The organism is Umezawaea endophytica, assembly GCF_025061645.1.
Classification (GTDB): Bacteria; Actinomycetota; Actinomycetes; order Mycobacteriales; family Pseudonocardiaceae; genus Umezawaea; species Umezawaea endophytica.
In genome coordinates this window covers 38419-60209 of sequence record NZ_JANYMP010000044.1, presented here as the reverse complement: position 1 = coordinate 60209, position 21791 = coordinate 38419, and the positions used below count along the sequence as shown (strand labels likewise).

Sequence of the window (21791 nt, the reverse complement as noted above, 5' to 3'; positions counted from 1 at the left end):
ACTGATCAGTACCAGACCCCGGACCTGTGGTTAGGCTGCCAGGCTATGAGCAGTGCCACGGAACCGGTCGGCGACGAGGCCGACGTCCACACCACGGCCGGGAAGCTGGCCGACCTCCACCGCCGCACCGAGGCGGCGGTGCACGCGGGCTCGGAGCGTGCGATCGAGAAGCAGCACGCGAAGGGCAAGAAGACCGCCCGCGAACGCATCGACGCGCTGCTGGACACCGGGTCGTTCATCGAACTGGACGAACTGGCCCGACATCGTTCAACGAACTTCGGGCTGGAGAAGAACCGGCCGTACGGCGACGGCGTCGTGACCGGGTACGGCACGGTCGACGGGCGCCCGGTGTGCGTGTTCAGCCAGGACGTGACCATCTTCGGCGGGTCGCTCGGCGAGGTCTACGGCGAGAAGATCGTCAAGATCATGGACCTGGCGCTGAAGACCGGCAGGCCGCTGGTCGGCATCAACGAGGGCGGCGGCGCGCGGATCCAGGAAGGCGTCGTCTCGCTCGGCCTGTACGGCGAGATCTTCCGCCGCAACGTCCAGGCGTCGGGTGTCATCCCGCAGATCTCGCTGATCATGGGCGCCAACGCGGGCGGCCACGTGTACTCGCCCGCGCTGACCGACTTCGTGGTCATGGTCGACCAGACGTCGCACATGTTCATCACCGGCCCGGACGTGATCAAGACCGTCACGGGCGAGGACGTCGGTTTCGAGGAATTGGGCGGCGGCCGGACCCACAACACCAAGTCCGGCAACGCCCACTACCTCGGCGCGGACGAGGACGACGCCATCGCGTACGTGAAGGAACTGCTGTCGTACCTGCCGTCGAACAACCTCGCGGAGTCACCGGTCTTCGACGCGCCGCAGGACCTCCTGCACGGCAGCCTGGAGGAGTCGGTCACCGACGAGGACCGCGAACTGGACACGCTGATCCCCGACTCGGCCAACCAGCCGTACGACATGCACGAGGTCTTGACCCGTGTGCTGGACGACGGTGAGTTCCTGGAGGTCCAGCCGCTGTTCGCGCCGAACATCCTGGTCGGGTTCGGCCGGGTGGACGGGCACTCGGTGGGGATCGTGGCGAACCAGCCGACGCAGTACGCGGGGTGCCTGGACATCGACGCGTCGGAGAAGGCGGCTCGGTTCGTCCGGACGTGCGACGCGTTCAACGTGCCGGTGTTGACTTTTGTGGATGTGCCCGGGTTTTTGCCGGGTACGGATCAGGAGTGGAACGGGATCATCCGGCGTGGGGCCAAGTTGATCTACGCGTATGCGGAGGCGACTGTTCCGCTGGTCACGGTGATCACGCGTAAGGCTTACGGTGGGGCTTATGACGTGATGGGGTCCAAGCACCTTGGCGCGGATATCAACCTGGCTTGGCCGACGGCGCAGATCGCGGTGATGGGTGCTTCTGGGGCGGCCAATATCGTGCATCGGAAGACGTTGGCCAACGCTGTTAATGCTGGGGAGGATGTGGACGCGTTGCGGGCTCGGTTGCAGGCCGAGTACGAGGATGCGTTGTGCAATCCGTATGTGGCTGCTGAGCGTGGGTATGTGGATTCTGTTATCCCGCCTTCGTTTACTCGGGGGTATGTGGCTCGGGCTTTGAATGTTTTGAGGGACAAGCGGGAGAGCATGCCGCCGAAGAAGCATGGGAACATCCCGCTGTGACGGGGCCGTTGTTGCGAGTGGTTCGGGGGAACCCGGATGATGAGGAATTGGCCGCTTTGACGGCTGTGGTGGTTGGGGTGGTGGCCGGGTCTGGATCGGCCCCTGCTTCCGAGGCGGCGGTGGTGCGGTCGGAGTGGGGGAATCCTGCTCATCGGGTGCGTCGTGGGCTCACGCCTGGGCCTGGGGCGTGGCGTGCTTCGGGGTTGCCGCGTTAGAGGACTCGCGTACGGGACTGGAGCACGACGGCGGCCGGGTCTTTACGGGACTGGAGCACGACGGCGGCTGGGCTGTCCGGCGTGTTTACGGGACTGGGGTGCGACGGCACGGGAGTGGACCGCATAACTGACCCGGCACACACCTCCCCCGTCGGCCCCATCCCCAGCGCCCTTCGTGTCTCGTTTGCTTTGTCAAGGCATCTTTCCCGCCTTGACAAAGCAAACGAGACATCGAAATAATTGCGCGAGAGGGGTGGCGGGGGAACCCCTCGAAAACATACCCGCAGGTCACAGCGTGGCCGGCTTCCGTACCGGAGATCCAGCGGGGATGTGGCCGATTTGACTTGGGGCCCCTAGATTTGCCCCTTCGTCGGACAATAAAGGGTAGAGGTGAAGCTGCCGTCCGACGCAAGTTTAAGGGGCAAATCCCCCAAGTAAAATCGGCCACGCTGCGTAGGCAGCGTCCGGATTCGTAGGTGGTTGGCATCCAGGAACGAGAGCGCGCGTGAATGCGTGGCTCAAGGCCGCTGCGAGCAGGCCCGTAGGTCCAAGCCCTAAAGCCAAAAAACTCCCCGGTCAACCCCAAAACCCCCTGGGCCAGCCCAAAGCCCCAACCCCCCGGTCAGCAATCCACCCGCCGGGAGTTCACCTCGACCGGCGTGGCACCGAGTACCACGACCTCCCTGCACCTCACCCCGACCGAAGGCACCTGCAAGCGCAGCAGCAGCCACACCGCCAATCCCCCGCGTTCCACCTGCGTCCGCAGCACTTCCACATCCCCGGCCTTCACCGCCGCGGGCACACCGGCCAAGCTCCCCAACGAAGCCGCGTCGGCCCGCGCAGCCGTCACCACCGAGGCCATCACGCGCCCCTCGGCCTCGTCTGCCGCGTTGGCGAACGGCCACACCGGCACTCCGTACCCGACCGGGTCGCCGGACAGCACGCCGCCCACCGCGACGACCCCCACCACCACTGCCAGTACGACCGCGACCACGGCGAGTCGCGAGCCGGTGGGTTGTGGTTGTGCGGTCACCAGTGCCCAGTGCTTCACCACGCCCAGCGTGCCGAAGGCCACAGCGTTCGCGCATCGGTAGTTCTACGTGAGCCGGATACGCTCCAGTTGGAATAATCAGAACGGAGCACACCTACGTGGTCGCCATTCGGCCCCTCGCCATGGTGGTGCTGGAACTCCTCCACGAGTCGCCGATGCACCCCTACGAGATCCAGCAGAAGATCCACGAACGTCAGTTGGGGCGGTTGACGAAGGTCACCGTCGGGTCGCTCTACCACGCGGTGGAGAAGCTCCAGAAGGACGGGCTGATCGAGGTGGTGGACACCAGTCGTGAGGGCAAGAGGCCTGAGCGGACCACCTACCGGTTGACCTCGTCTGGGGTGGAGTCGTTCCGGTGCGAGGTCTTGGCGAACGCGGCCGAGGTCGCGGTCGAGTTCCCTCGGTTCGCGATGGCCGTGCAGCACCTGCACACGGTGCGGCCCGGTGAGGCCGTCGCCGAGTTGCGGCTGCGGGCCAAGGCGTTGCGGGAGGGGCTCGGTGTCGCGGACGTGACGATCGCGGAGCTGACCGCGCGGAACCTCGAACCGATGTTCTGGATCGACCACCAGTACACCCGTGCGATGCGGCAGGCCGAGCTCGACTGGGTCGAGCGGCTGGTCGACCGGCTCTCCACCGGGGAGCTGGTGTGGCCGGAGGCGGCGCGCCGTCGCGTCGAAGAGCTTGAGGAGGACCGGCGATGAGCCGGCAAGTGAACCCGTGGGCGGCGCTCTCGGCGTTGTGCATCGGCTTCTTCATGATCCTGTTGGACACGACGATCGTGAACGTGGCCATCCCGTCCATGATCAAGGACCTGGACGCGGGGCTGAACGAGATCATCTGGGTCAACAGCGTCTACCTGTTGACCTACGCCGTGCCGCTGCTGCTGACCGGCAGGCTCGGTGACCGCTTCGGCCCGAAGCGGCTGTTCATGGTGGGCCTGGTGGTGTTCGTCGGGTCGTCGCTGTGGTGCGGGCTGTCCGGGTCCGTCGAGATGCTGATCGTGGCGCGCGGCGTGCAGGGGCTCGGCGCGGCGATGATGACGCCGCAGACGATGGCGTTCATCACGCACCTGTTCCCGCCCGCCAAGCGCGGTGGGCCGATGGGCATGTGGGGCGCGGTCGCCGGGGTCGCCACGGTGACCGGGCCGCTGCTGGGCGGTGTGCTGGTCGACAACCTCGGCTGGGAGTGGATCTTCTTCGTGAACGTGCCCGTCGGGGTCGTCGCGCTGGTGATGACGGCCGTGCTCGTGCCCGACTGGAAGCCCGGCGCGAGCCACAGCTTCGACCCGCTGGGCATCCTGCTGTGCTGCGTCGGCCTGACGCTGGTGGTGTTCGGCGTGCAGGAGGGCCAGCAGTACGAGTGGGGTGCCGTGTGGGGGCCGATCACGATCCCCGAGGTCATCTCCGCCGGTGTGGTGCTGCTGGTCGGGTTCGTGGTGTGGCAGGCGGTGAACAAGAAGGAGCCGCTGCTGCCGCTGCGGATCTTCGCGAACCGCAACTTCTCGCTGGGCAACGCGGCCAACGTCCTCATCGGCTTCGGCGTCACGGGCCTGTTCCTGCCGCTGATCATCTACATCCAGTCGGTGCTGGGCCTGTCCGCTGTGGAGTCGGGACTGCTGACGGCGCCGATGTCGTTGCTGTCCGGTGTGTTCAGCGCGATCTCGGGCAAGCTGTCGGACCGCCCGTGGGCGCGTTTCCTGCCCGCCACCGGTTTCACGCTGCTGGCGATCGGCATCGCGCTGCTGTCGTGGCGGCTGGAGCCGGGCATCGCGAGCTGGGAGCTGATCCCGGAGCTGCTGGTGTGCGGCGCGGGTCTCGGCATGGTGTTCGCGCCGCTGGCGAACATCTCCACCCGCGGGGTGGACCGGAAGCTGATGGGCGCCGGCTCGGGCATCTTCAACACGTCCCGGCAGTTCGGTTCGGTGCTGGGCAGCGCCGCCGTCGGCGTGCTCCTCCAGGCCCGGCTGGACACGCACCTGGCGGACACCCGCGGCGACTACCCGGTGGCGTTCGCCGACGCCGCGGGCGACACGATGTGGATGCTGGTGGCCGTGCTGCTCGTCGGCACCGCCTGCACGCTGGCGATGCGCAGGCCCGCCGCCGTCGTCGCCCCGGTGCAGGACCCGGTTCCGGCGCAGCAGGCGGGGTGAGCCAGGGAGCCGGCACTAGGCTGATCACGTGCGCCTAGTGCTGGCTTCGGCCTCCCCCGCCCGCCTGTCCGTCCTGCGCGGAGCGGGGATCGAGCCCGTCGTGCGGGTGTCCGGTGTGGACGAGGACGCCGTGGCCGCCGCGCTGGTCGACCCGAAGCCCGCCGAGGTGGTGACGGCGCTGGCCGCGGCCAAGGCGGAAGCGGTGCTGCCGCTGGTCTCGGAGGAGTTCCCGGACGCCGTCGTGGTGGGCTGCGACTCGATGCTGCTGACCGCCGACGGCTCGCTGGAGGGCAAGCCGGGCACGGTCGAGAAGGCCCGCGACCGCTGGGAGCGGATGGCGGGCACGTCCGGCACGCTGCTCACCGGCCACGCCGTCCTGCGACTCCGGGACGGCGAGGTGGTCGCGCGCGGCGCGGGCAGCGAGCCGACGACCGTCCGGTTCGGCCGCCCGGACGAGGCCGACCTGGAGGCGTACCTGGCGACCGGCGAACCGTTGCAGGTCGCGGGCGCGTTCACCCTGGACGGGATGGGCGGCTGGTTCGTCGACGGCATCGACGGCGACCCGTCGAGCGTCATCGGCATCAGCCTGCCGCTGACCCGCCGCCTGCTCGCCGAGATCGGCGTTCGGGTGTCCGACATGTGGTAGCCCTGGTCACAACCAGGGGTTTTCGGGAAGCTCGACCCACGCTCACGACGTTGGGGGAGCTGACATGAACGAGTTGCTGACGCGCCGCCGCCACATCGACCTTGGCCGCAGGAAGAGCACGGGCTGACCGGGGAACGCCCCCGCCACCCCACCCCTGCGCGCACCTCGGAGCCGATGTGTCGTTCATCCGCACGTACACCAGGCCGAAGGTCTTCGGTCTCACCGTCCTCGCCGGGCTCGTCCTCGGCGCCCTCACCGGGTTCCTGGCCAAGCAGACCGGCCAGACCTGGCTCGTGACCACCCTGTCCAAGATCGGTGGCCTCTTCACCGACCTGCTCCAGCTCACGGTCATCCCGCTCGTTTTCACCGCGATCGTCGTCGGCATCACCAGCCTCCGCAGGCTCGGCGGCTCCCGCACCGCGGCCCGCCTCGGCGGCAAGACGCTGCTGTGGTTCGCGATCACGTCCCTCATCGCGGTGCTGATCGGCATCGCCATCGGGGTGATCTTCAAGCCCGGCAGCGGTGTGCAGGTCACGCCGTCCGAGTCCGCGCTGAAGAAGCTCGCCACCCGCGACACCGGCTCGTGGAGCGCGTTCTTCGACAGCCTCGTGCCGTCGAACCTGTTCAGCGCGTTCACCGAGGGCCGCGTGCTCCAGGTGGTGTTCATCTCGCTGCTGATCGGCTTCGCCGCGTACGCGATCGGCGAGCGCGCCGCCCCGTTCGTCTCGCTCACCCGCTCGGCGTTCGACCTGATCCAGAAGGTCGTCGGCTGGATCATCCTGCTCGCCCCGCTCGGCGTGTTCGGCCTCATCGGCTCGGCGTTCGCGACCTACGGCAACAGCTTCGTGAAGCCGCTGTTCTCGCTGATCGCGACCGTCTACGCGGGTGCGCTGCTGGTGCTGTTCGTGGTGTACCCGCTGCTGCTGAAGTTCGTCGGCCGGGTCAGCCCGGTGACGTTCTTCGCCAAGGCGTGGACGGCGATCCAGTTCGCGTTCGTGTCCCGCTCGTCCGGCGCGACGCTGCCGCTGAGCAGGCAGACCGCCGCGAACCTCGGCGTCGACGCCGACTACGCGAGCTTCGCGGTGCCGCTGGGCACCACGACCAAGATGGACGGCTGCGCCGCGGTGTACCCGGCCATCGCGACGATCTTCATCGCGAACCTGTTCGGCATCCAGCTCGGGATCGGCCAGTACCTGCTCATCGTGGCCGTCGCCGTGTTCGGCGCCATCGCCACCGCGGGCACGACCGGCTGGTTCACCATGCTCACGCTGACGCTCGGCGCGGTGAACCTGCCGCCGGAGGTCATCGCGACCGGTGTGGCCGTGGTCTACGCGATCGACCCGATCCTGGACATGGTGCGGACCGCGACGAACGTGGCGGGCCAGATCACCGTGCCGGTGCTGGTGGCGCGCGGCGAGGGCCTGATCGACGACGAGGTGCTCAACGCCCCGAGCGCCCCGCCTCTGCTGTCAGGGCCCGAGCCCGCTCGGGAGCCGGTGCCCGCCTAGGCGCACGTCCGGAGGTCCGCCGCCGCGGGTGCGACGGCGGGCCACCCCGGCAGGTCCTCGAGCGCGGTCACGGCGGCGGTGCACCCCAGCAGCGCCTTGCCGCCGGTGAACGAGAACACCTGCGCGTAGGGCTTGCCGCAGCCCGCCGCGTCGCACGGCCGCTGCACGGCGACGACGTCCGCGACCTGGTCACCGTCGACGTCGTGCAGCGCCAGGTAGCCGCCGGTCGCGAGGTAGCGCGCTTGGGCCCGCGTCCACGTGCCCGTGCGGCCGACCAGCACCTCGCCCAGGAGCTGGTCCCCCGACCGCCCGCGCACCAGGCACACGCTGACCTCCGCGGAGACGCACTCCAGCGACTGGGGGTCGACCTGGCCGCCGGACTCCACGACGGTCGACTCGAAGATGCTCAGGCCCGCCGGGCCGTTCACCCTGATCCGGCCGCCGCCGTCACCGGCCAGCACCTCCACCACGTCCGAGCCGACGGTGGACGTGACCACCGTGCGGCACGTGCTCGTGCCGCAGCGCAGGCCCGCGTCGGCCGAGGTGGAGTCCCCGGTCCTCGGTTCGGGCGCCGACGGCGGCCTCAGCGCGTACGCCGTCACCAGGCAGCCGACGACGACCAGCACCGCCGCGCCCGCCGCGAACAGCACCGACCTGGGCGCTTCGGCCACGTGTTCCCCCCTGTGAAGATCATCCGACGCGGAGCACGATTCCCCCGGAAAGTGAGCATGCTCTCGGTCCCGAGGTTACTGGTGGGTCACTAAACTGCTGGTTGTTCCCCGAGTCGTCGTCGCCTGGGAGGTAGGACGTGGTGGCACTGCGCAAGGTCCTCGTCGCGAACCGCGGTGAGATCGCCGTCCGGGTCATCCGCGCGTGCCGAGACGCCGGCCTCACCAGCGTGGCGGTCTACGCCGACCCGGACCGGGACTCGCCGTTCGCGCGCCTGGCCGACGAGGCGTTCGCCCTCAACGGCGGCACGTCGAGCGAGACGTACCTGTCCGTCGACAAGCTGCTGGACGTCGCCAAGCGCGCCGAGGCCGACGCCGTGCACCCCGGTTACGGGTTCCTGTCGGAGAACGCGGACTTCGCCCAGGCCGTCATCGACGCCGGGCTGACCTGGATCGGGCCGAGCCCGCAAGCCATCCGCGACCTCGGTGACAAGGTGACCGCCCGGCACATCGCGACCCGAGCGGGCGCGCCGCTGGTCCCCGGCACGAACGACCCGGTCGGCGGGCCGGACGAGGTGATCGCCTTCGCCGAGCAGCACGGCCTGCCGGTGGCCATCAAGGCCGCGTTCGGCGGCGGTGGGCGCGGCCTCAAGGTCGCCCGCACGATGGAGGAGATCCCCGAGCTGTTCGACAGCGCGGTGCGCGAGGCCGTGTCGGCGTTCGGCCGCGGCGAGTGCTTCGTGGAGCGGTACCTGGACAAGCCGCGCCACGTCGAGGCGCAGGTGCTGGCCGACCAGCACGGCAACGTGATCGTCGTCGGCACGCGCGACTGCTCGTTGCAGCGGCGGCACCAGAAGCTGGTCGAGGAGGCCCCGGCGCCGTTCCTGACCGACGAGCAGCGCGCGTCGATCCACAGCTCCGCGCGGGCCATCTGCAAGGAAGCGGGCTACTACGGCGCGGGCACGGTCGAGTACCTGGTCGCGCTGGACGGCACGATCTCGTTCCTGGAGGTCAACACGCGCCTCCAGGTCGAGCACCCGGTCAGCGAGGAGACCTCCGGGCTCGACCTCGTGCGCGAGCAGTTCCGCATCGCGGCCGGGGAGGAGCTCCGCTTCACCGAGGACCCGACTCCACGCGGGCACTCCATCGAGTTCCGGATCAACGGCGAGGACGCCGGTCGCGGCTTCCTGCCCGCGCCCGGAACCGTGACCACGTTCACCGCGCCGTCCGGCCCCGGCGTGCGGGTCGACGCGGGGGTGGAGAGCGGCAGCGTGATCGGCGGGCAGTTCGACTCGCTGCTGGCCAAGCTGATCGTCACCGGCGAGGACCGCGCGCAGGCGATCGAGCGGGCCCGGCGGGCGCTGGACGAGATGGTCGTGGACGGCATGGCGACCGTGCTGCCGTTCCACCGGGTCGTCGTGCGCGACCCGGCGTTCACCGCGGAAGACGGCTTCACCGTGCACACCCGGTGGATCGAGACGGAGTTCGACAACACGATCGAGCCGTTCACCAACCCCGCCGAGGCGGGCGAGGACGAGCCCCGGCAGACCGTGGTCGTCGAGGTCGGCGGCAGGCGCCTCGAGGTCTCACTGCCCGGCGACCTCGCGCTCGGAGGCGGCGGTGGCGGTGGCGGTCGGACGGCGGTGAAGGCCAAGCCCCGCAAGCGGTCCGGCGGGTCGGGCGCGGCGGCGTCCGGTGACGCGGTGACGGCCCCGATGCAGGGCACGATCGTCAAGGTCGCCGTCGAGGAGGGCCAGGTCGTCGCGGCGGGCGAGCTGATCGTCGTCCTGGAGGCGATGAAGATGGAGAACCCCGTGACGGCGCACAAGGCGGGCACGGTGACCGGTCTGTCCGCGGCGTCCGGATCCGCTGTCACGCAGGGAACCGTGCTGTGCGAGCTGAAGGACTAGATTCGTAGGTGTGAGCGAGTCCGACATCCGCATCGGTGACGCCGAACGCGAAGAAGCACTCAAGGCGCTCGGCGAGCACATGAGCGCCGGTCGGCTCGAACTGGACGAGTACGGCGACCGCTCCGCGCTCGTCACGACCGCCAAGACCCGCGGTGACCTGCTCGCGCTGTTCGCCGACCTGCCCCAGCCGCACCCGCGGTTCGGGCAGGCCGTGGAGCCGCGGCCGGTCGCAGCCGAGGTGGTCCAGCGGCCTATCGCGGCCTCGCCGGTCAGCCACCGGCTGCTGCGCGCCGCCGTGCCGCTGGCCGGTCTGTTGGCGGTCGCGCTGTTCTTCGCCATCAGGAACCCGCTGATCTTCCTGATCGTGCCCGCCATCGCGATCATCGCGGGCAGCGTGCTCGGCGACGACGGCAGGCGCGACCACCGGCGCGACCGCGGGCGGCGGCGCTGACCACACCGACCCTGCTGCTGCTCGACCTCGACGGCGTGCTGCGGCGCTTCCCACCCGACGCCCCGATCGAGGACGCCCACGGCCTGCCGCGCGGCGCGCTGGCCCGCGCGGGCTTCGCCCCGGACCTGATCACGCCGGCGCTGGTCGGTGCGGTGCCGGACGAGGTGTGGCGGGCGTCCGTCGTGGACCGGCTCGCCGCGCCCGGAGCCGCCGCGGCCGTCGCCGAGTGGTCCCGGCCGGGCGAGGTGGTCACCGAGGCGCTGGACCTGGTGCGGCAGGCCCGCAAGCGCTGCCGGGTCGCGCTGCTCACCAATGCCACCAGCAGGCTGCCCGACGACCTGCGGCTGCTCGGCCTGGACCGCGAGGTGGACGCCGTCGTGTCGTCGGCGCGGATCGGTGTGGCGAAGCCGTCGCCCGAGGCGTTCCGGCGCGCGCTGCGGGTGCTCCAGCACTCGCCGGGCGGCACGGTGTTCTGCGACGACAAGGCGGAGAACGCCGCCGGGGCGAGGGCGGTCGGCGTCGACGGCGTGCACACCCCGACCACGGCCGCGCTGCGCGAGGCGCTGGGCGAACGCGGGCTGCTGGACGGCTCGCCGGGCGTCGCGCTGCCGGTCGTGGCGGACGAGGTGCTGCTGGTGCTGCCCGACCGCGAGGACGCGGAGCGGATCGCGAAGGACCTGGCCGAACGTGGCTGGGCACCCGCCGCCGTGCACAAGGAACTCCTGGCGGGCGAGGACGACGCCGAGGCCGCGGACTGGGTCGTGGAACTCCTGACCGCGCCGGACGGCCGCCCGGCAGGTTCGCGGCGCGACTGGCTCGACGCCCTCGCCGAGGAGCACGACGGTTTCACCAGCGACAACGGTTAGGGTGCCCCGGTGGAGCCAGTCGAGATCAACGCGGGCGAGTACTACCTGCGGCAACTGCGCGCGGACGACCGGATCGACGACGGCGCGGCGCTGGTGGCGGCGTTCGCCGACCCGGAGATCCGCCGCTGGCAGGGCGGGCTCCTCGTCGAGGACGCGGTGGGCGCGAAGAAGTACGTCGAGTTCCGGGCCTGGCAGTGGGAGAGCGACCAGCGGTACTCGTGGGCGGTCTGCGACCAGCTCCTGGGCAACCCGGTCGGCGAGATCGCGCTGAAGGACGTCGACCCGCACAACGGATCGGCCGAACTGGTCTGCTGGACCGCGGCCGAGCACCGGGGGCGCGGGATCGCAGGCCACGCGGCCACCGCCGTGATCGGCTTCGGCTTCGGGTTCGTCGGCCTGCACCGGGTCAGCTACCGCCAGGCCGTGGGGAACACCGCGTCGCGGCGGGTGGCGGAGAAGACCGGGTTCACCCTGGAGGGCAGGCTCCGCGGCGCCCAGCTCGTGCAGGGGGAACACCACGACCTGAACATCTGGTCGAGGCTCTCCACCGACTAGCCGGGCGCCCGCCGCGCCCCCGCCAGGGAGTTCCGGGTCGGGCACGCGGTACCGGGTGTGGATTGTGGTCACCCCCGTCAGCCACCCGCCGACACCGGGTCGTCACCGAGCCGCACTACGGTGAACGCCCATGCGGCGTCTCCTGCCATTCGCGCTCGCCCTGCAGGCACTGATCCTCGTCGGCTGCTCGACGCCGACCCAACCGACGGCGGACCACGGGTCCTCGTCCGCTCCTCCGAGCGACCCCACGACGACCACCACGACCGTGTCGCAGCTACCCCGGCCGCGGGAGGTCAAGCTCAACGGGCTCGACCCGTGCACGATCCTCAGCGAGGAGCAGCGCGCCCAGCTCAGCCTCGACCACGCGCCGAACGCCTACGTCGACGCCACCTTCGGGGAGTCGAAGGTGTGTTCGTTCCGAAGTGGCATCAGCGGGAACGTGATGCGCCTCGCGCTCGTCACAGTGGAGGGCGTCGGGGTGTGGTTGTCCGAGAACGCGCAGGTGGAACCCGAGTTCACCACCATCGGCGGGTTCCCGGCGATGGTCATCCGCACGCCGGGCCTGGACGACGTGTGCAACGTGGAGGTGGACGTGGCCGAGGGGCAGTTCCTGGACGTGATGTTCCGGGACGGCGGCAACGAGAAGAAGGCCACCCAGGACACGCTGTGCGCGGGAGCCAGGACCGCCGCGGAGGCCGCGTTGAGCGGTTTGCTGGAACAGCGCTGACCCACTTGGGGGGAAGTCCGTTCAGCCCCTCCCTGGTGGTCCGCCGAGGTGGCTAGAGTGTTGACCGAGAACGACGTTACGCAGGAGGCCGGGATGCCGTCCGAGGTTAGTGGTGCCGACGTCGAGGCGTTCCTGACTACCCACACGCTCACCGTGGAGCCAGGGGCGATCCCCAGTCTCCGGAGCGCTTTCGCCAGCGCGCTGACGAAACTGGACAAGCAGATCGAACTCGCGGTCACCGAGGTCAGGGTGCGGCCCTGGGCGGGCGACGGCGTGAGCGTGGAGGCGGCGGAGAAGTTCAACGAGCGCGCCTTCGAGTCCGGGGACTCGGCGCTGGGCGCGCTGACGAGCTACCAGCGGCAGCTCAAGTCCGCGATGGACGCACTGGACCTGGTCGAACAGCAGTACCGGGCGATGGACGACGACGCCACCGGTCTGATGAAGCAAAGCGGCTGCTGACACCGCACGAACGGCAGGCCGCGAAGCGAGGGGAAATCTTCATGCCCGACGGACACCGCTGGAACGGGTACAGCCACGAGGAGCTCTACAAGCAGATCAACTCGGGGCCTGGACCGAAGGCGTCGCACGCCTCCATGGAACGCTGGCAAGGCGTTTCGGCGGCTCTCGTGGAGATCAACAACGAGCTGTACTCGGGCGTCCTGAACTCGGGCGCGAGGTGGGAGGGCAAGGCCGCCGACACGGCGCGAGCAGGCCTGAACCCGCTCGCCGCCTGGGCGGACGACGCCCGCACCGGCGCCGACGTGATGCGCGTGTCCGCCGAGATGCAGGCCGACTTCATCAGCAAGGCCCGCTCCGACATGCCCGCGCCCGTCCCGGTCACCGCCGAGGACCCCGGCAAGATCCTGAGCGCGCTGACGCACCTGGTCGGCGGCCAGACCGACTACGAGGTGCAGGAGAAGGCGCACAGCGCCGCCGAGCAGCGCGCCCGCGAGGTCATGGCCACCTACGCGTCCAGCACCACCACGAACACCAGCACCCTCGGCCAGTTCCACCAGCCGCCGCAGCTCGTGATCAACCCGTCGCAGCACTCGCTGGGGAACGTGCACGGCATCAGCGGCGGCCTGGGCGGCGAGTACGGCGTGGTCTCGGGCCGCGGCGGCGCAGGAGGCCGTCCCGCTTCCCGCCCCGGCGGCACCAACCGCCAGGCCACCGCCCCCAGGGGCGTCGCGGGCAACACCACCGGCACGTCGGGCGCGACGGGTTCGCCCACGACGTCCACCACCGGCACCACCCGCACCGCGAACGGCGTCGGCGCACCCGGCACCACGGGCGGCTTCACCGGCGGCGTGATCGGCGGCCCCAACTCCAAGCCCCGCAAGGACGACACGAAGTCCTCCTCGGCAGACGACGGCCACCCGGACCGCGCGGGCGGCCAGGCGGGCGGCGCGGGCAGGCAGTCCGGCGTCACCACGGTCAGCGGCGCGGAATTCGGCCCCGTCGCCACCCCCACCGCCCAACCGGGCAGCCCCACCGGCCACGGCCCAGCAGGCGGCCCGGCAGCAGGCACCGCGACCGACAACGACACCGTGCACCGCAGGGCCACCCCGCTGGTACCCGCGCAGGCGTCGTTCGACCCGTTCGGCAACGCGGGCGGCGCGGGCGCGGCACGCGCCAACGAGGAGGAGGACGGCGAGCACGACGCCGCCGACTACCTCCGGGAAACCGACGACATCTACGGCATCGGCGGGATGATCTCGCCTCCGGTGATCGGGGAGAACCAGAGCAGTTGATGACGAGCTTCGGAGTGGACCTGGGCACGAGCGAACTGCGTGAACCGGTGATCATCACAGCACTGGAATTCGACGTGCTCTGGGACCACCTCCGCCTGGAAACGATGCCGCTGGTCCTCAAGGTCCCCTCACCGGGCAAGACCTACGCGGAACGCGCGGAACTGGAACACACCGTCTGGGCAGGCCTGGAACGCCGAGGCCTGGGCAAACCAGTCTCACTCGACCCAGCCCTGGAAGACCTGCTGCACCTGCTCAACCGCCCACAAACCGAGGTGGACGGCCGCCTGTGGCTAGGCCGCAGCGTCCGCGTACTGGCAGCCGCAAAAGGCCAGGCAGGCGTAGTAGCAGTACTGGACGGCGACCGCCTAACCCTACGACCGGCCTCCGGCGAAAGCCTCCCCAGAGAAGCCCTCTCAGTACTACCCAACGCACCAGCAGGCCCAGGCCACTCCATCACCCTGCCCAGCGCAGACCTGGACGCGGCAGCAGCAGCGGCAAAAACCGCGGAAGACCTGGAAAACGCACTGCGGACCCGCGGCGTACGCCAAGACGACGCCCACACCCTCGCGGAAATGATGCGAGACGCAGGAAACAGAGGCCAATTCGGCACAGCGGCAAGAGACAAGTGGGGCAAACGCAGGCGCCCGGAAAGAGTGATCGCCTTCTACGACACCCCAGAAGGCAGATACGTACAAATGCGCCGCGCATCCCCAGGCCAACAACCGTGGAGCACAGTCTCCCCGGTAGACCACCGCCGCCTGGACCACCACCTGTCAGAACTACTGGCAGAAAGCCTCTAACCCACGGCCCACCAGCGCCTTCCGGGCCCCCGGCCCAATCCCGCCCCCGGACCAACCGGCGCGCACTCGGGCCCCCGGCCGCAACCTGCCCCCAACCCACCGGCGCCTTCCGGGCCCCCGGCCCAAACTCGCCCCCGGACCAACCGGCGCGCACTCGGGCCCCCGGCCGCAACCCGCCCCCGACCCAACCGCACGCCCACCTGGGCCCCCGGCCGCAACCCGCACCGCCCGCAACCCAAGCGTTCCGTCCCTTAAAACCCTTCCCCCGGCCGCACCCCGACTCTTAGCGCACCTCATGACTGTGCGGCTTTGTCAAGGCATCTTTCCCGCCTTGACAAAGCCGCACAGTCATGGAGACACTCGCGCGATTCGGGGTGCCCACCGCCACCCCAACCCTCAGGACCCAATCCCCCGACAGGGCTTGGTCCTCAAATCCGACACGTAGTCGTCAGGCGCCCCCGCGGCCTCAGCCGCGTCCGCCACCACCCCCAGGTACCGCGCCGAGGGCAGCCCACCTTCGTACGCGTCCAGCACGTACAGCCAGGCGACCACGGACCCCTCCAACGTCTGCACCCTCAACCGGATCTTCTTGTACAGACCCAGCGCCCCTTCCCACCGGTCCAACCGCGACTCGTCCCGCGGTGACACGTCGTAGAGGACGGCGAAGGTCTGGGAATCGGGGTCCTCGACGATGGTGGCGAGCGCGCCCTCCCAGCCGAGGTCCTCGCCACCGAACGACAGACGCCAACCAGCGAGCCAGCCAGTCCCCGCCATCGGGGAGTAGGGGGCTCGCTCCATCATCTGGTTCGGATCCATGTTCGACCCGTACGCGGCATAGAGCGGCACGACCGACAGCCTAGCGACACGGCGATCACCTTGAGGAACACAAGACCGGACGACACGGACAACGACCCGACCGCGTACGGTTGTGCGCGGCCGTTGCCGCTGTCTGAGGAGGATCTCGCGTGACCCGCATCGTCATCATGGGCGGCGGCCCCGCAGGCTATGAAGCCGCTCTTGTCGCAGCTCAGCACGGGGCCGAAGTCACGGTCGTGGAAAGCGACGGCGTGGGTGGCGCCTGCGTCCTCTACGACTGCGTCCCCTCCAAGACGTTCATCGCGTCCGCGGGCGGTCGCAGCGCCTTCCGCAACGCCGGTGAGCTGGGCATTCACACCGACGACAACGCGGCGGAGGTCGACCTCCCGGTTGTACACGGTCGGGTGAAGGGCCTTGCGCTCGCGCAGTCCGCCGACATCCGGGCGCGGCTCCAGCGCGAGGGTGTCCGGATCGTCAACGGCACCGCCAAGTTCTGCGACGACACGCGCGGTCTGGCGCAGCACCGGGTCGTGGTCGACTCGAACGGCGAGACCGAGACGCTGTCGGCCGACGTGGTGTTGATCGCCACAGGCGCGACCCCGCGCGTGTTGCCGGGCGCCGAGCCGGACGGCAAGCGCGTCCTCGACTGGCGGCAGATCTACGACCTCCCCGAACTCCCCGAGCACCTGGCCGTCATCGGCTCCGGTGTCACGGGTGTCGAGTTCGCCTCCGCCTACACCGAGCTGGGTGTCAAGGTCACGATGGTGTCCAGCCGCGACCGCGTGCTCCCGCACGAAGACGCGGACGCCGCCGCGGTGCTGGAGGACGTGTTCGCCGAGCGCGGCACGACCGTCGTGAAGCACGCCCGCGCGGACAAGGTGGAGAACGTCGGCGACGGCGTGAAGATCCACCTGGAGGACGGCCGCGTGATCGAGGCCAGCCACGCCCTGATGGCGGTCGGCTCGGTCCCGAACACCACCGACATCGGCCTGGACAAGATCGGCATCGAACTGGGTCGCGGCGGGTACATCCCGGTCGACCGGGTGTCGCGCACGAACGTGTCCGGCGTCTACGCGGCGGGCGACTGCACCGGTCTGATGCTGCTGGCGTCGGTCGCGGCCATGCAGGGCCGCATCGCGATGTGGCACGCGCTGGGCGAGGGCGTCAGCCCGATCAAGCTCAAGACGGTCGCCGCGAACGTCTTCACCAACCCGGAGATCGCGAACGTCGGCATCAGCCAGCACGCGATCGACTCCGGCAAGGTCCCGGCCCGCACGATCATGCTCCCACTGGCGACGAACCCCCGCGCCAAGATGGAGGGCCTGCGCCGCGGCTTCGTGAAGCTGTTCTGCCGCCCCGCCACCGGCGTGGTCATCGGCGGCGTCGTCGTCGCCCCGAACGCGAGCGAACTGATCCTGCCGATCGCACTGAGCGTCCAGAACCAGCTCACCGTCGAGGACCTGGCCACCACGTTCTCCGTGTACCCGTCCCTCTCGGGCTCCATCACGGAGTCCGGCCGCCAGCTCATGCGGCACGACGACCTGGACTAGAAGACAGCGAAAAAGGCCCGTCCCCACAACGGGGACGGGCCTTTTCGCTCACCTCACTCGTCCTTGTCGACCCAGTCCAACGTCCGGCTCACGGCCTTCTTCCAGTTCTTGTACTCACTGGCCCGCTGCGATTCGTCCATCGACGGGTCCCACTGCTTGTCCTGCGCCCAGTTCTCGCGGATGTCGTCCTCGCTCTTCCAGAACCCCACCGCGAGCCCGGCCGCGTAGGCCGCGCCCAGCGCCGTGGTCTCCGCGACGACCGGCCGGATCACCGGCACGCCGAGGATGTCGGCCTGGAACTGCATCAGCAGCTCGTTGACGACCATCCCGCCGTCGACCTTCAACGACGTCAGCTCCACGCCGGAGTCGGCGTTCATGGCGTCGATGACCTCGCGGGACTGGAACGCCGTGGCCTCCAGCACCGCGCGGGCCAGGTGGCCCTTGTTGACGTACCGGGTCAGGCCGACGATCGCGCCGCGCGCGTCGGACCGCCAGTACGGCGCGAACAGCCCCGAGAACGCGGGTACGAAGTACGCGCCGCCGTTGTCGTCCACGGACCGCGCGTGCTCCTCGATCTCGGCGGCCGTGCCGATCATGCCGAGGTTGTCCCGCAGCCACTGCACCAGCGACCCGGTGACCGCGATGGAGCCCTCCAGCGCGTACACCGTGTCGTTCGAGCCGATCTTGTAGCAGACCGTGGTGAGCAGGCCGTTGTTGCTGAGCACCTTCTCCGTGCCCGTGTTGAGCAGCACGAAGTTGCCGGTGCCGTAGGTGTTCTTGGCCTCGCCGGGCGACAGGCAGGCCTGGCCGAACGTCGCCGCCTGCTGGTCGCCGAGGATGCCCGCGATCGGCAGCCCGGCCAGCGCGCCGCGTTCGCGGACCTGCCCGTACACCTCCGACGACGACTTGATCTCCGGCAGCATCGACACCGGGATCTTCATGTCAGCCGCGATGGACTCGTCCCACGTCAGCGTGTCCAGGTCCATCAGCAGCGTGCGGGAGGCGTTCGTCGGGTCGGTGACGTGCACGCCGCCGTCGACGCCGCCGGTCATGTTCCACAGGACCCACGTGTCCATGTTGCCGAACAGCAGGTCACCGGCTTCGGCCTTGGCGCGGGCACCGTCGACGTTGTCCAGGATCCACCGGACCTTGGGGCCGGAGAAGTAGGTCGCCAGCGGCAACCCGGTCTTCTCGCGGTACCGCTCCTGCCCGCCGCCCAACGCCTCCAGCTCCTGGCAGATCTTGTCCGTGCGGGTGTCCTGCCAGACGATCGCGTTGTAGACCGGCTTGCCGGTGGTCCTGTCCCACACCACCGCGGTCTCGCGCTGGTTGGTGATGCCGACCGCGACGATGTCCGCGGTGGTCAGGTCGGCCTTGGCGAGCGCTCCCGCGGCGACCTGGCGGGTGTTCGTCCAGACCTCCTCCGGGTCGTGCTCGACCCAGCCCGCCCTCGGGAAGATCTGCTCGTGCTCCTTCTGGTCGACCGAGACCACCCGACCGGAGTGGTCGAAGATCATGCACCTGGTCGAGGTGGTGCCCTGGTCGATCGCGGCCACGTACTGGGTCATGCGAGGTGTCCTCTCAACTTCAGACCGGGAGTACCAGGTAGAGCAGGGCCGCCACGGCACCGCCGACGAGCGGGCCGACGACCGGGATCCAGGAGTAGCCCCAGTCCGGGTCGGCCTTGCCCTTGATGGGCATCAGGAACGCGTAGGCGATGCGGGGACCGAGGTCGCGCGCCGGGTTGATGGCGTACCCGGTCGGACCGCCGAGCGAGGTGCCGATCACCAGGACGACGAACGCGACACCGGCGTAGCCGAGCGCGGAGTTGCCGAAGTTCGGCAGGCCGCCCTCCGCCATCTTCACGCCTGGGCTGAGCAGGATCCACGCCACCAGCACGAACGTGCCGATGATCTCCGTGACGAGGTTCCACGGCGTGTTCCGGATGGTCGGCGCGGTGGAGAAGATCCCGAGCGTGCCACCGGGTTCGTCGTGCGCGTCGAACTGGAGCTTGTAGGTGGCCCAGGTGAGCATCGCGCCGATGATCGCACCGACCATCTGGCCCGCGAAGTAGACGGGGACGTCGACCCAGTCGGTCTTGCCGCTGATGGCCAGGCCGAGGGTGACGGCGGGGTTGAGGTGCGCGCCGCTGCCCGCGGCGACGCTCGCGCCGGTGAAGACGGCGAACGCCCAGCCGACGTTGATGAAGAGGGTGCCCGCACCGTTGCCGTTCGTGTTGCGGAGCACGTGGTTTGCGACGACAGCGGTACCGAGCAAGATCAATATCGCGGTGCCGAGGGTTTCCCAGACGAAGATCGAACCTGCACTCACTCGCCAGCCTCCTCGCCGTGTGGCGGACCGGGTAGGGAGGCGCGTTCGAGCTCGGGTTCGGCCGCGCTGCCCACCCCGTGATGCGACCTGACGCTAACCGCCGAACTGATCGGTTGTCTACGGTCCGATTGTCAGCTCGGGCCGTTTTAGGGTCGTTCGCTCCTGGTCAGCACATCACAAACCGTTAGAGCGCGCCAACGCGACGCCCACGATCCCCGAATGTCCGTACCTACGGGTAACGTGCTGGGAGTCAGCAGCAGGTCAGCGCAGGGAGGCGTTTGTCGTGGCCACGCGCAAGCCCCGAGAAGAAGCGGTGCACGAGCAGACCGAGACCGAGGTCGAGGCGGCCGTCACCGGTCGTCTGGGGCCCCTGGAACGCGAGGAGTCCTGGCGGCGGCTGGAGACCGAGACCTTCGACGTCGTCATCGTCGGCGGCGGCGTGGTCGGGGTCGGAGCCGCGCTGGACGCCGCGACGCGAGGCCTGCGGGTGGCGCTCGTCGAAGCCCGCGACCTCGCCTCCGGCACGTCGAGCCGGTCGAGCAAGCTGTTCCACGGCGGCCTGCGCTACCTCGAACAGCTCGAGTTCGGCCTGGTCCGCGAAGCGCTCCGCGAACGCGAGCTGATGCTCAACCGGATCGCCCCGCACCTGGTGAAGCCGGTCGCGTTCCTCTACCCGCTGACCAAGCGCGTGTGGGAGCGGCCGTACACGGCGGCGGGCCTGTTCCTCTACGACTCCATGGGCGGCGGGCGGTCCGTCCCCGGCCAGAAGCACCTGACCAAGGCGGGCGCGCTGCGCATGGTGCCCGCGTTGAAGCGGGACGCGCTGATCGGCGGCATCCGCTACTTCGACGCCCAGGCCGACGACGCCCGCCACACCATGATGGTCGGCCGCACCGCCGCGCACTACGGCGCCGTCGTGCGGACGTCCACCCAGGTCGTCGACTTCCTCCGCGAGGCGGACCGGGTCTCGGGCGTCCGCGTCCGCGACGTCGAGGACGGCCGCGAGACGGACGTCCGGGCGCACGCCGTGATCAACGCCACGGGCGTGTGGACGGACGAGCTCCAGCGGCTCTCGGGCAGCCGCGGCCGGTTCCGCGTGCGCGCCAGCAAGGGCGTGCACATCGTGGTCGCGCGCGACCGGATCGTGTCGGAGTCCGGCATGATCCTGCGCACCGAGAAGTCCGTCCTGTTCGTCATCCCGTGGCGCAACCACTGGATCGTCGGCACCACCGACACGGACTGGAACCTCGACCTCGCGCACCCCGCCGCCACCCGCGCGGACATCGACTACATCCTCGAGCACGTGAACACGGTCCTCGCGACCCCGTTGACGCACGAGGACATCGAAGGCGTCTACGCGGGCCTCCGCCCGCTGCTCGCGGGCGAGAACGAGTCGACGTCGAAGCTGTCGCGCGAGCACGCCGTCGCCCGCGTCTCCCCCGGCCTCGTCGCCATCGCGGGCGGCAAGTACACGACGTACCGGGTGATGGGCGCCGACGCGATCGACGCCGCGTCGGTGGACGTGCCCGGCCGCATCCAGCCGTCCATCACCGACAAGGTGCCGCTGGTGGGCGCGGACGGCTACCACGCGCTGGTGAACCAGGCGGACCAGTTGGCCGCCCGCTACGGCCTCCACCCGTACCGCGTGCGCCACCTGCTCGACCGCTACGGCTCGCTGGTGCACGAGGTGCTGGGCCTGTCGCGCGACAACCCGGACCTGCTCAAGCCGATCCCAGGCTCGCCGGACTACCTCCAGGTCGAGGCGTACTACGCGGTCAGCCACGAGGGCGCGCTCCACCTGGAGGACGTGCTCACCCGGCGGACCCGCATCTCGATCGAGTACCCGCACCGCGGCGTCGAGAGCGCCGAGCCGGTCGCCCGCCTCGTCGCGGGGGTGCTCGGCTGGGACGAGGACCGGATCAAGCGCGAGGTCGAGGTCTACAACTCGCGGGTCGAAGCGGAGCGCGAGTCGCAGGCGCAGCCGAACGACGAGTCGGCCGACGGCGTCCGGTCGGCGGCCCCGGAAGCCCGTCCGCAACTGATCGAACCGGTGTCCTGATCGGTTGCAGGCCAGACCCCTGTTGACCTGAAGCTGTCACGTGCCCCGCCGGGACTACGGC

Annotated in this window: 21 protein-coding genes; 16 read left to right on the top strand and 5 right to left on the bottom strand. The window is 69.8% G+C overall.

The genetic code is table 11. The features are described 5' to 3' along the window. Positions 1-45: 45 nt before the first annotated feature. Positions 46-1677, top strand: a complete 1632-nt coding sequence (locus NZH93_RS46550; protein ID WP_259629785.1) for an acyl-CoA carboxylase subunit beta — start codon at positions 46-48, stop codon at positions 1675-1677. Next, positions 1674-1892, top strand: coding sequence for an acyl-CoA carboxylase subunit epsilon (locus NZH93_RS46545; RefSeq protein ID WP_259629784.1), 219 nt, complete (start codon positions 1674-1676; stop codon positions 1890-1892). The genes NZH93_RS46550 and NZH93_RS46545 overlap by 4 nt, the downstream gene beginning before the upstream one ends. 622 nt (positions 1893-2514) lie before the next feature. Here the strand turns inward: NZH93_RS46545 and NZH93_RS46540 are convergent. Continuing rightward, a complete protein-coding gene (locus NZH93_RS46540; RefSeq protein WP_259629783.1) occupies positions 2515-2943 on the bottom strand; it encodes a hypothetical protein in 429 nt (142 codons plus the stop codon). Positions 2944-3041: 98 nt separating this feature from the next. Here NZH93_RS46540 and NZH93_RS46535 point away from each other — a divergent pair, with 98 nt between their 5' ends. From NZH93_RS46535 to NZH93_RS46520, 4 genes are all read left to right on the top strand, one after another. Further along, the gene (locus tag NZH93_RS46535) at positions 3042-3644 is read left to right on the top strand and encodes a PadR family transcriptional regulator (protein ID WP_259629782.1); all 603 of its coding nucleotides are present in this window, start codon (positions 3042-3044) and stop codon (positions 3642-3644) included. After that, complete coding sequence (locus NZH93_RS46530; protein ID WP_259629781.1) at positions 3641-5092, top strand: MFS transporter; 1452 nt, start codon at positions 3641-3643, stop codon at positions 5090-5092. Before NZH93_RS46535 ends, NZH93_RS46530 begins: the two co-directional genes overlap by 4 nt. A gap of 28 nt (positions 5093-5120) precedes the next feature. Then, the gene (locus NZH93_RS46525) at positions 5121-5738 is read left to right on the top strand and encodes a Maf family protein (RefSeq protein WP_259629780.1); all 618 of its coding nucleotides are present in this window, start codon (positions 5121-5123) and stop codon (positions 5736-5738) included. Between the two features lie 176 nt (positions 5739-5914). Next, positions 5915-7246 (top strand): dicarboxylate/amino acid:cation symporter, encoded by a 1332-nt coding sequence (locus tag NZH93_RS46520; protein ID WP_259629779.1) that lies wholly within the window; start codon positions 5915-5917, stop codon positions 7244-7246. Here NZH93_RS46520 and NZH93_RS46515 read toward each other — a convergent pair. Then, positions 7243-7917, bottom strand: coding sequence for a hypothetical protein (locus tag NZH93_RS46515; protein WP_259629778.1), 675 nt, complete (start codon positions 7915-7917; stop codon positions 7243-7245). The two genes, NZH93_RS46520 and NZH93_RS46515, sit on opposite strands and share 4 nt — an antisense overlap. A 140-nt stretch (positions 7918-8057) precedes the next feature. Here NZH93_RS46515 and NZH93_RS46510 point away from each other — a divergent pair, with 140 nt between their 5' ends. The 8 genes from NZH93_RS46510 to NZH93_RS46475 all read left to right on the top strand — a co-directional run bounded on the left by NZH93_RS46510 (position 8058) and on the right by NZH93_RS46475 (position 14974). Beyond that, the gene (locus NZH93_RS46510; protein ID WP_259629777.1) at positions 8058-9824 is read left to right on the top strand and encodes an acetyl/propionyl/methylcrotonyl-CoA carboxylase subunit alpha; all 1767 of its coding nucleotides are present in this window, start codon (positions 8058-8060) and stop codon (positions 9822-9824) included. A gap of 10 nt (positions 9825-9834) precedes the next feature. Beyond that, positions 9835-10275, top strand: a complete 441-nt coding sequence (locus tag NZH93_RS46505; RefSeq protein WP_259629776.1) for a DUF1707 SHOCT-like domain-containing protein — start codon at positions 9835-9837, stop codon at positions 10273-10275. Positions 10276-10310: 35 nt separating this feature from the next. Beyond that, positions 10311-11141, top strand: a complete 831-nt coding sequence (locus NZH93_RS46500) for an HAD-IA family hydrolase (RefSeq protein ID WP_259629775.1) — start codon at positions 10311-10313, stop codon at positions 11139-11141. Positions 11142-11150: 9 nt separating this feature from the next. Further along, a complete protein-coding gene (locus NZH93_RS46495) occupies positions 11151-11696 on the top strand; it encodes a GNAT family N-acetyltransferase (RefSeq protein WP_259629774.1) in 546 nt (181 codons plus the stop codon). Between the two features lie 130 nt (positions 11697-11826). After that, positions 11827-12423 (top strand): DUF3558 domain-containing protein, encoded by a 597-nt coding sequence (locus NZH93_RS46490; protein WP_259629773.1) that lies wholly within the window; start codon positions 11827-11829, stop codon positions 12421-12423. A 57-nt stretch (positions 12424-12480) separates the two neighbouring features. Then, entirely contained in the window at positions 12481-12882 is a 402-nt protein-coding gene (locus tag NZH93_RS46485; protein ID WP_259629772.1) for a transcriptional regulator, read from the top strand. Between the two features lie 41 nt (positions 12883-12923). Next, a complete protein-coding gene (locus NZH93_RS46480) occupies positions 12924-14174 on the top strand; it encodes a PPE domain-containing protein (protein WP_259629771.1) in 1251 nt (416 codons plus the stop codon). Then, positions 14174-14974: an ESX secretion-associated protein EspG gene (locus NZH93_RS46475; RefSeq protein ID WP_259629770.1), complete on the top strand. Its 801-nt coding sequence runs from the start codon at positions 14174-14176 to the stop codon at positions 14972-14974. Before NZH93_RS46480 ends, NZH93_RS46475 begins: the two co-directional genes overlap by 1 nt. A 396-nt stretch (positions 14975-15370) precedes the next feature. Here NZH93_RS46475 and NZH93_RS46470 read toward each other — a convergent pair whose 3' ends face one another. After that, positions 15371-15820 carry a gamma-glutamylcyclotransferase family protein gene (locus NZH93_RS46470; RefSeq protein WP_259629769.1) on the bottom strand — a complete coding sequence of 150 codons (450 nt, stop codon included), beginning with the start codon at positions 15818-15820 and terminating at the stop codon, positions 15371-15373. Between the two features lie 119 nt (positions 15821-15939). Between NZH93_RS46470 and NZH93_RS46465 the strand changes: the two genes are divergently transcribed. Continuing rightward, the gene (locus tag NZH93_RS46465; protein ID WP_259629768.1) at positions 15940-17340 is read left to right on the top strand and encodes an NAD(P)H-quinone dehydrogenase; all 1401 of its coding nucleotides are present in this window, start codon (positions 15940-15942) and stop codon (positions 17338-17340) included. A gap of 53 nt (positions 17341-17393) precedes the next feature. Here the strand turns inward: NZH93_RS46465 and glpK are convergent, their stop codons facing one another. Together glpK and NZH93_RS46455 are read right to left on the bottom strand one after the other, a co-directional pair. Further along, complete coding sequence (gene glpK, locus NZH93_RS46460; RefSeq protein ID WP_259629767.1) at positions 17394-18908, bottom strand: glycerol kinase GlpK; 1515 nt, start codon at positions 18906-18908, stop codon at positions 17394-17396. Between the two features lie 19 nt (positions 18909-18927). After that, positions 18928-19671 (bottom strand): MIP/aquaporin family protein, encoded by a 744-nt coding sequence (locus NZH93_RS46455; protein WP_259629766.1) that lies wholly within the window; start codon positions 19669-19671, stop codon positions 18928-18930. 313 nt (positions 19672-19984) lie between these two features. Between NZH93_RS46455 and NZH93_RS46450 the strand changes: the two genes are divergently transcribed. After that, complete coding sequence (locus tag NZH93_RS46450) at positions 19985-21730, top strand: glycerol-3-phosphate dehydrogenase/oxidase (RefSeq protein WP_259629800.1); 1746 nt, start codon at positions 19985-19987, stop codon at positions 21728-21730. The last annotated feature ends 61 nt before the right edge of the window (positions 21731-21791 follow it).

Coding starts and splice junctions, on each gene's coding strand:
- NZH93_RS46480 (WP_259629771.1), top strand. CDS start 12,924: ATGCCCGACGGACACCGCTGGAACGGGTACAGCCACGAGGAGCTCTAC.
- NZH93_RS46530 (WP_259629781.1), top strand. CDS start 3,641: ATGAGCCGGCAAGTGAACCCGTGGGCGGCGCTCTCGGCGTTGTGCATC.
- NZH93_RS46550 (WP_259629785.1), top strand. CDS start 46: ATGAGCAGTGCCACGGAACCGGTCGGCGACGAGGCCGACGTCCACACC.
- NZH93_RS46475 (WP_259629770.1), top strand. CDS start 14,174: ATGACGAGCTTCGGAGTGGACCTGGGCACGAGCGAACTGCGTGAACCG.
- glpK (WP_259629767.1), bottom strand. CDS start 18,908: ATGACCCAGTACGTGGCCGCGATCGACCAGGGCACCACCTCGACCAGG.
- NZH93_RS46490 (WP_259629773.1), top strand. CDS start 11,827: ATGCGGCGTCTCCTGCCATTCGCGCTCGCCCTGCAGGCACTGATCCTC.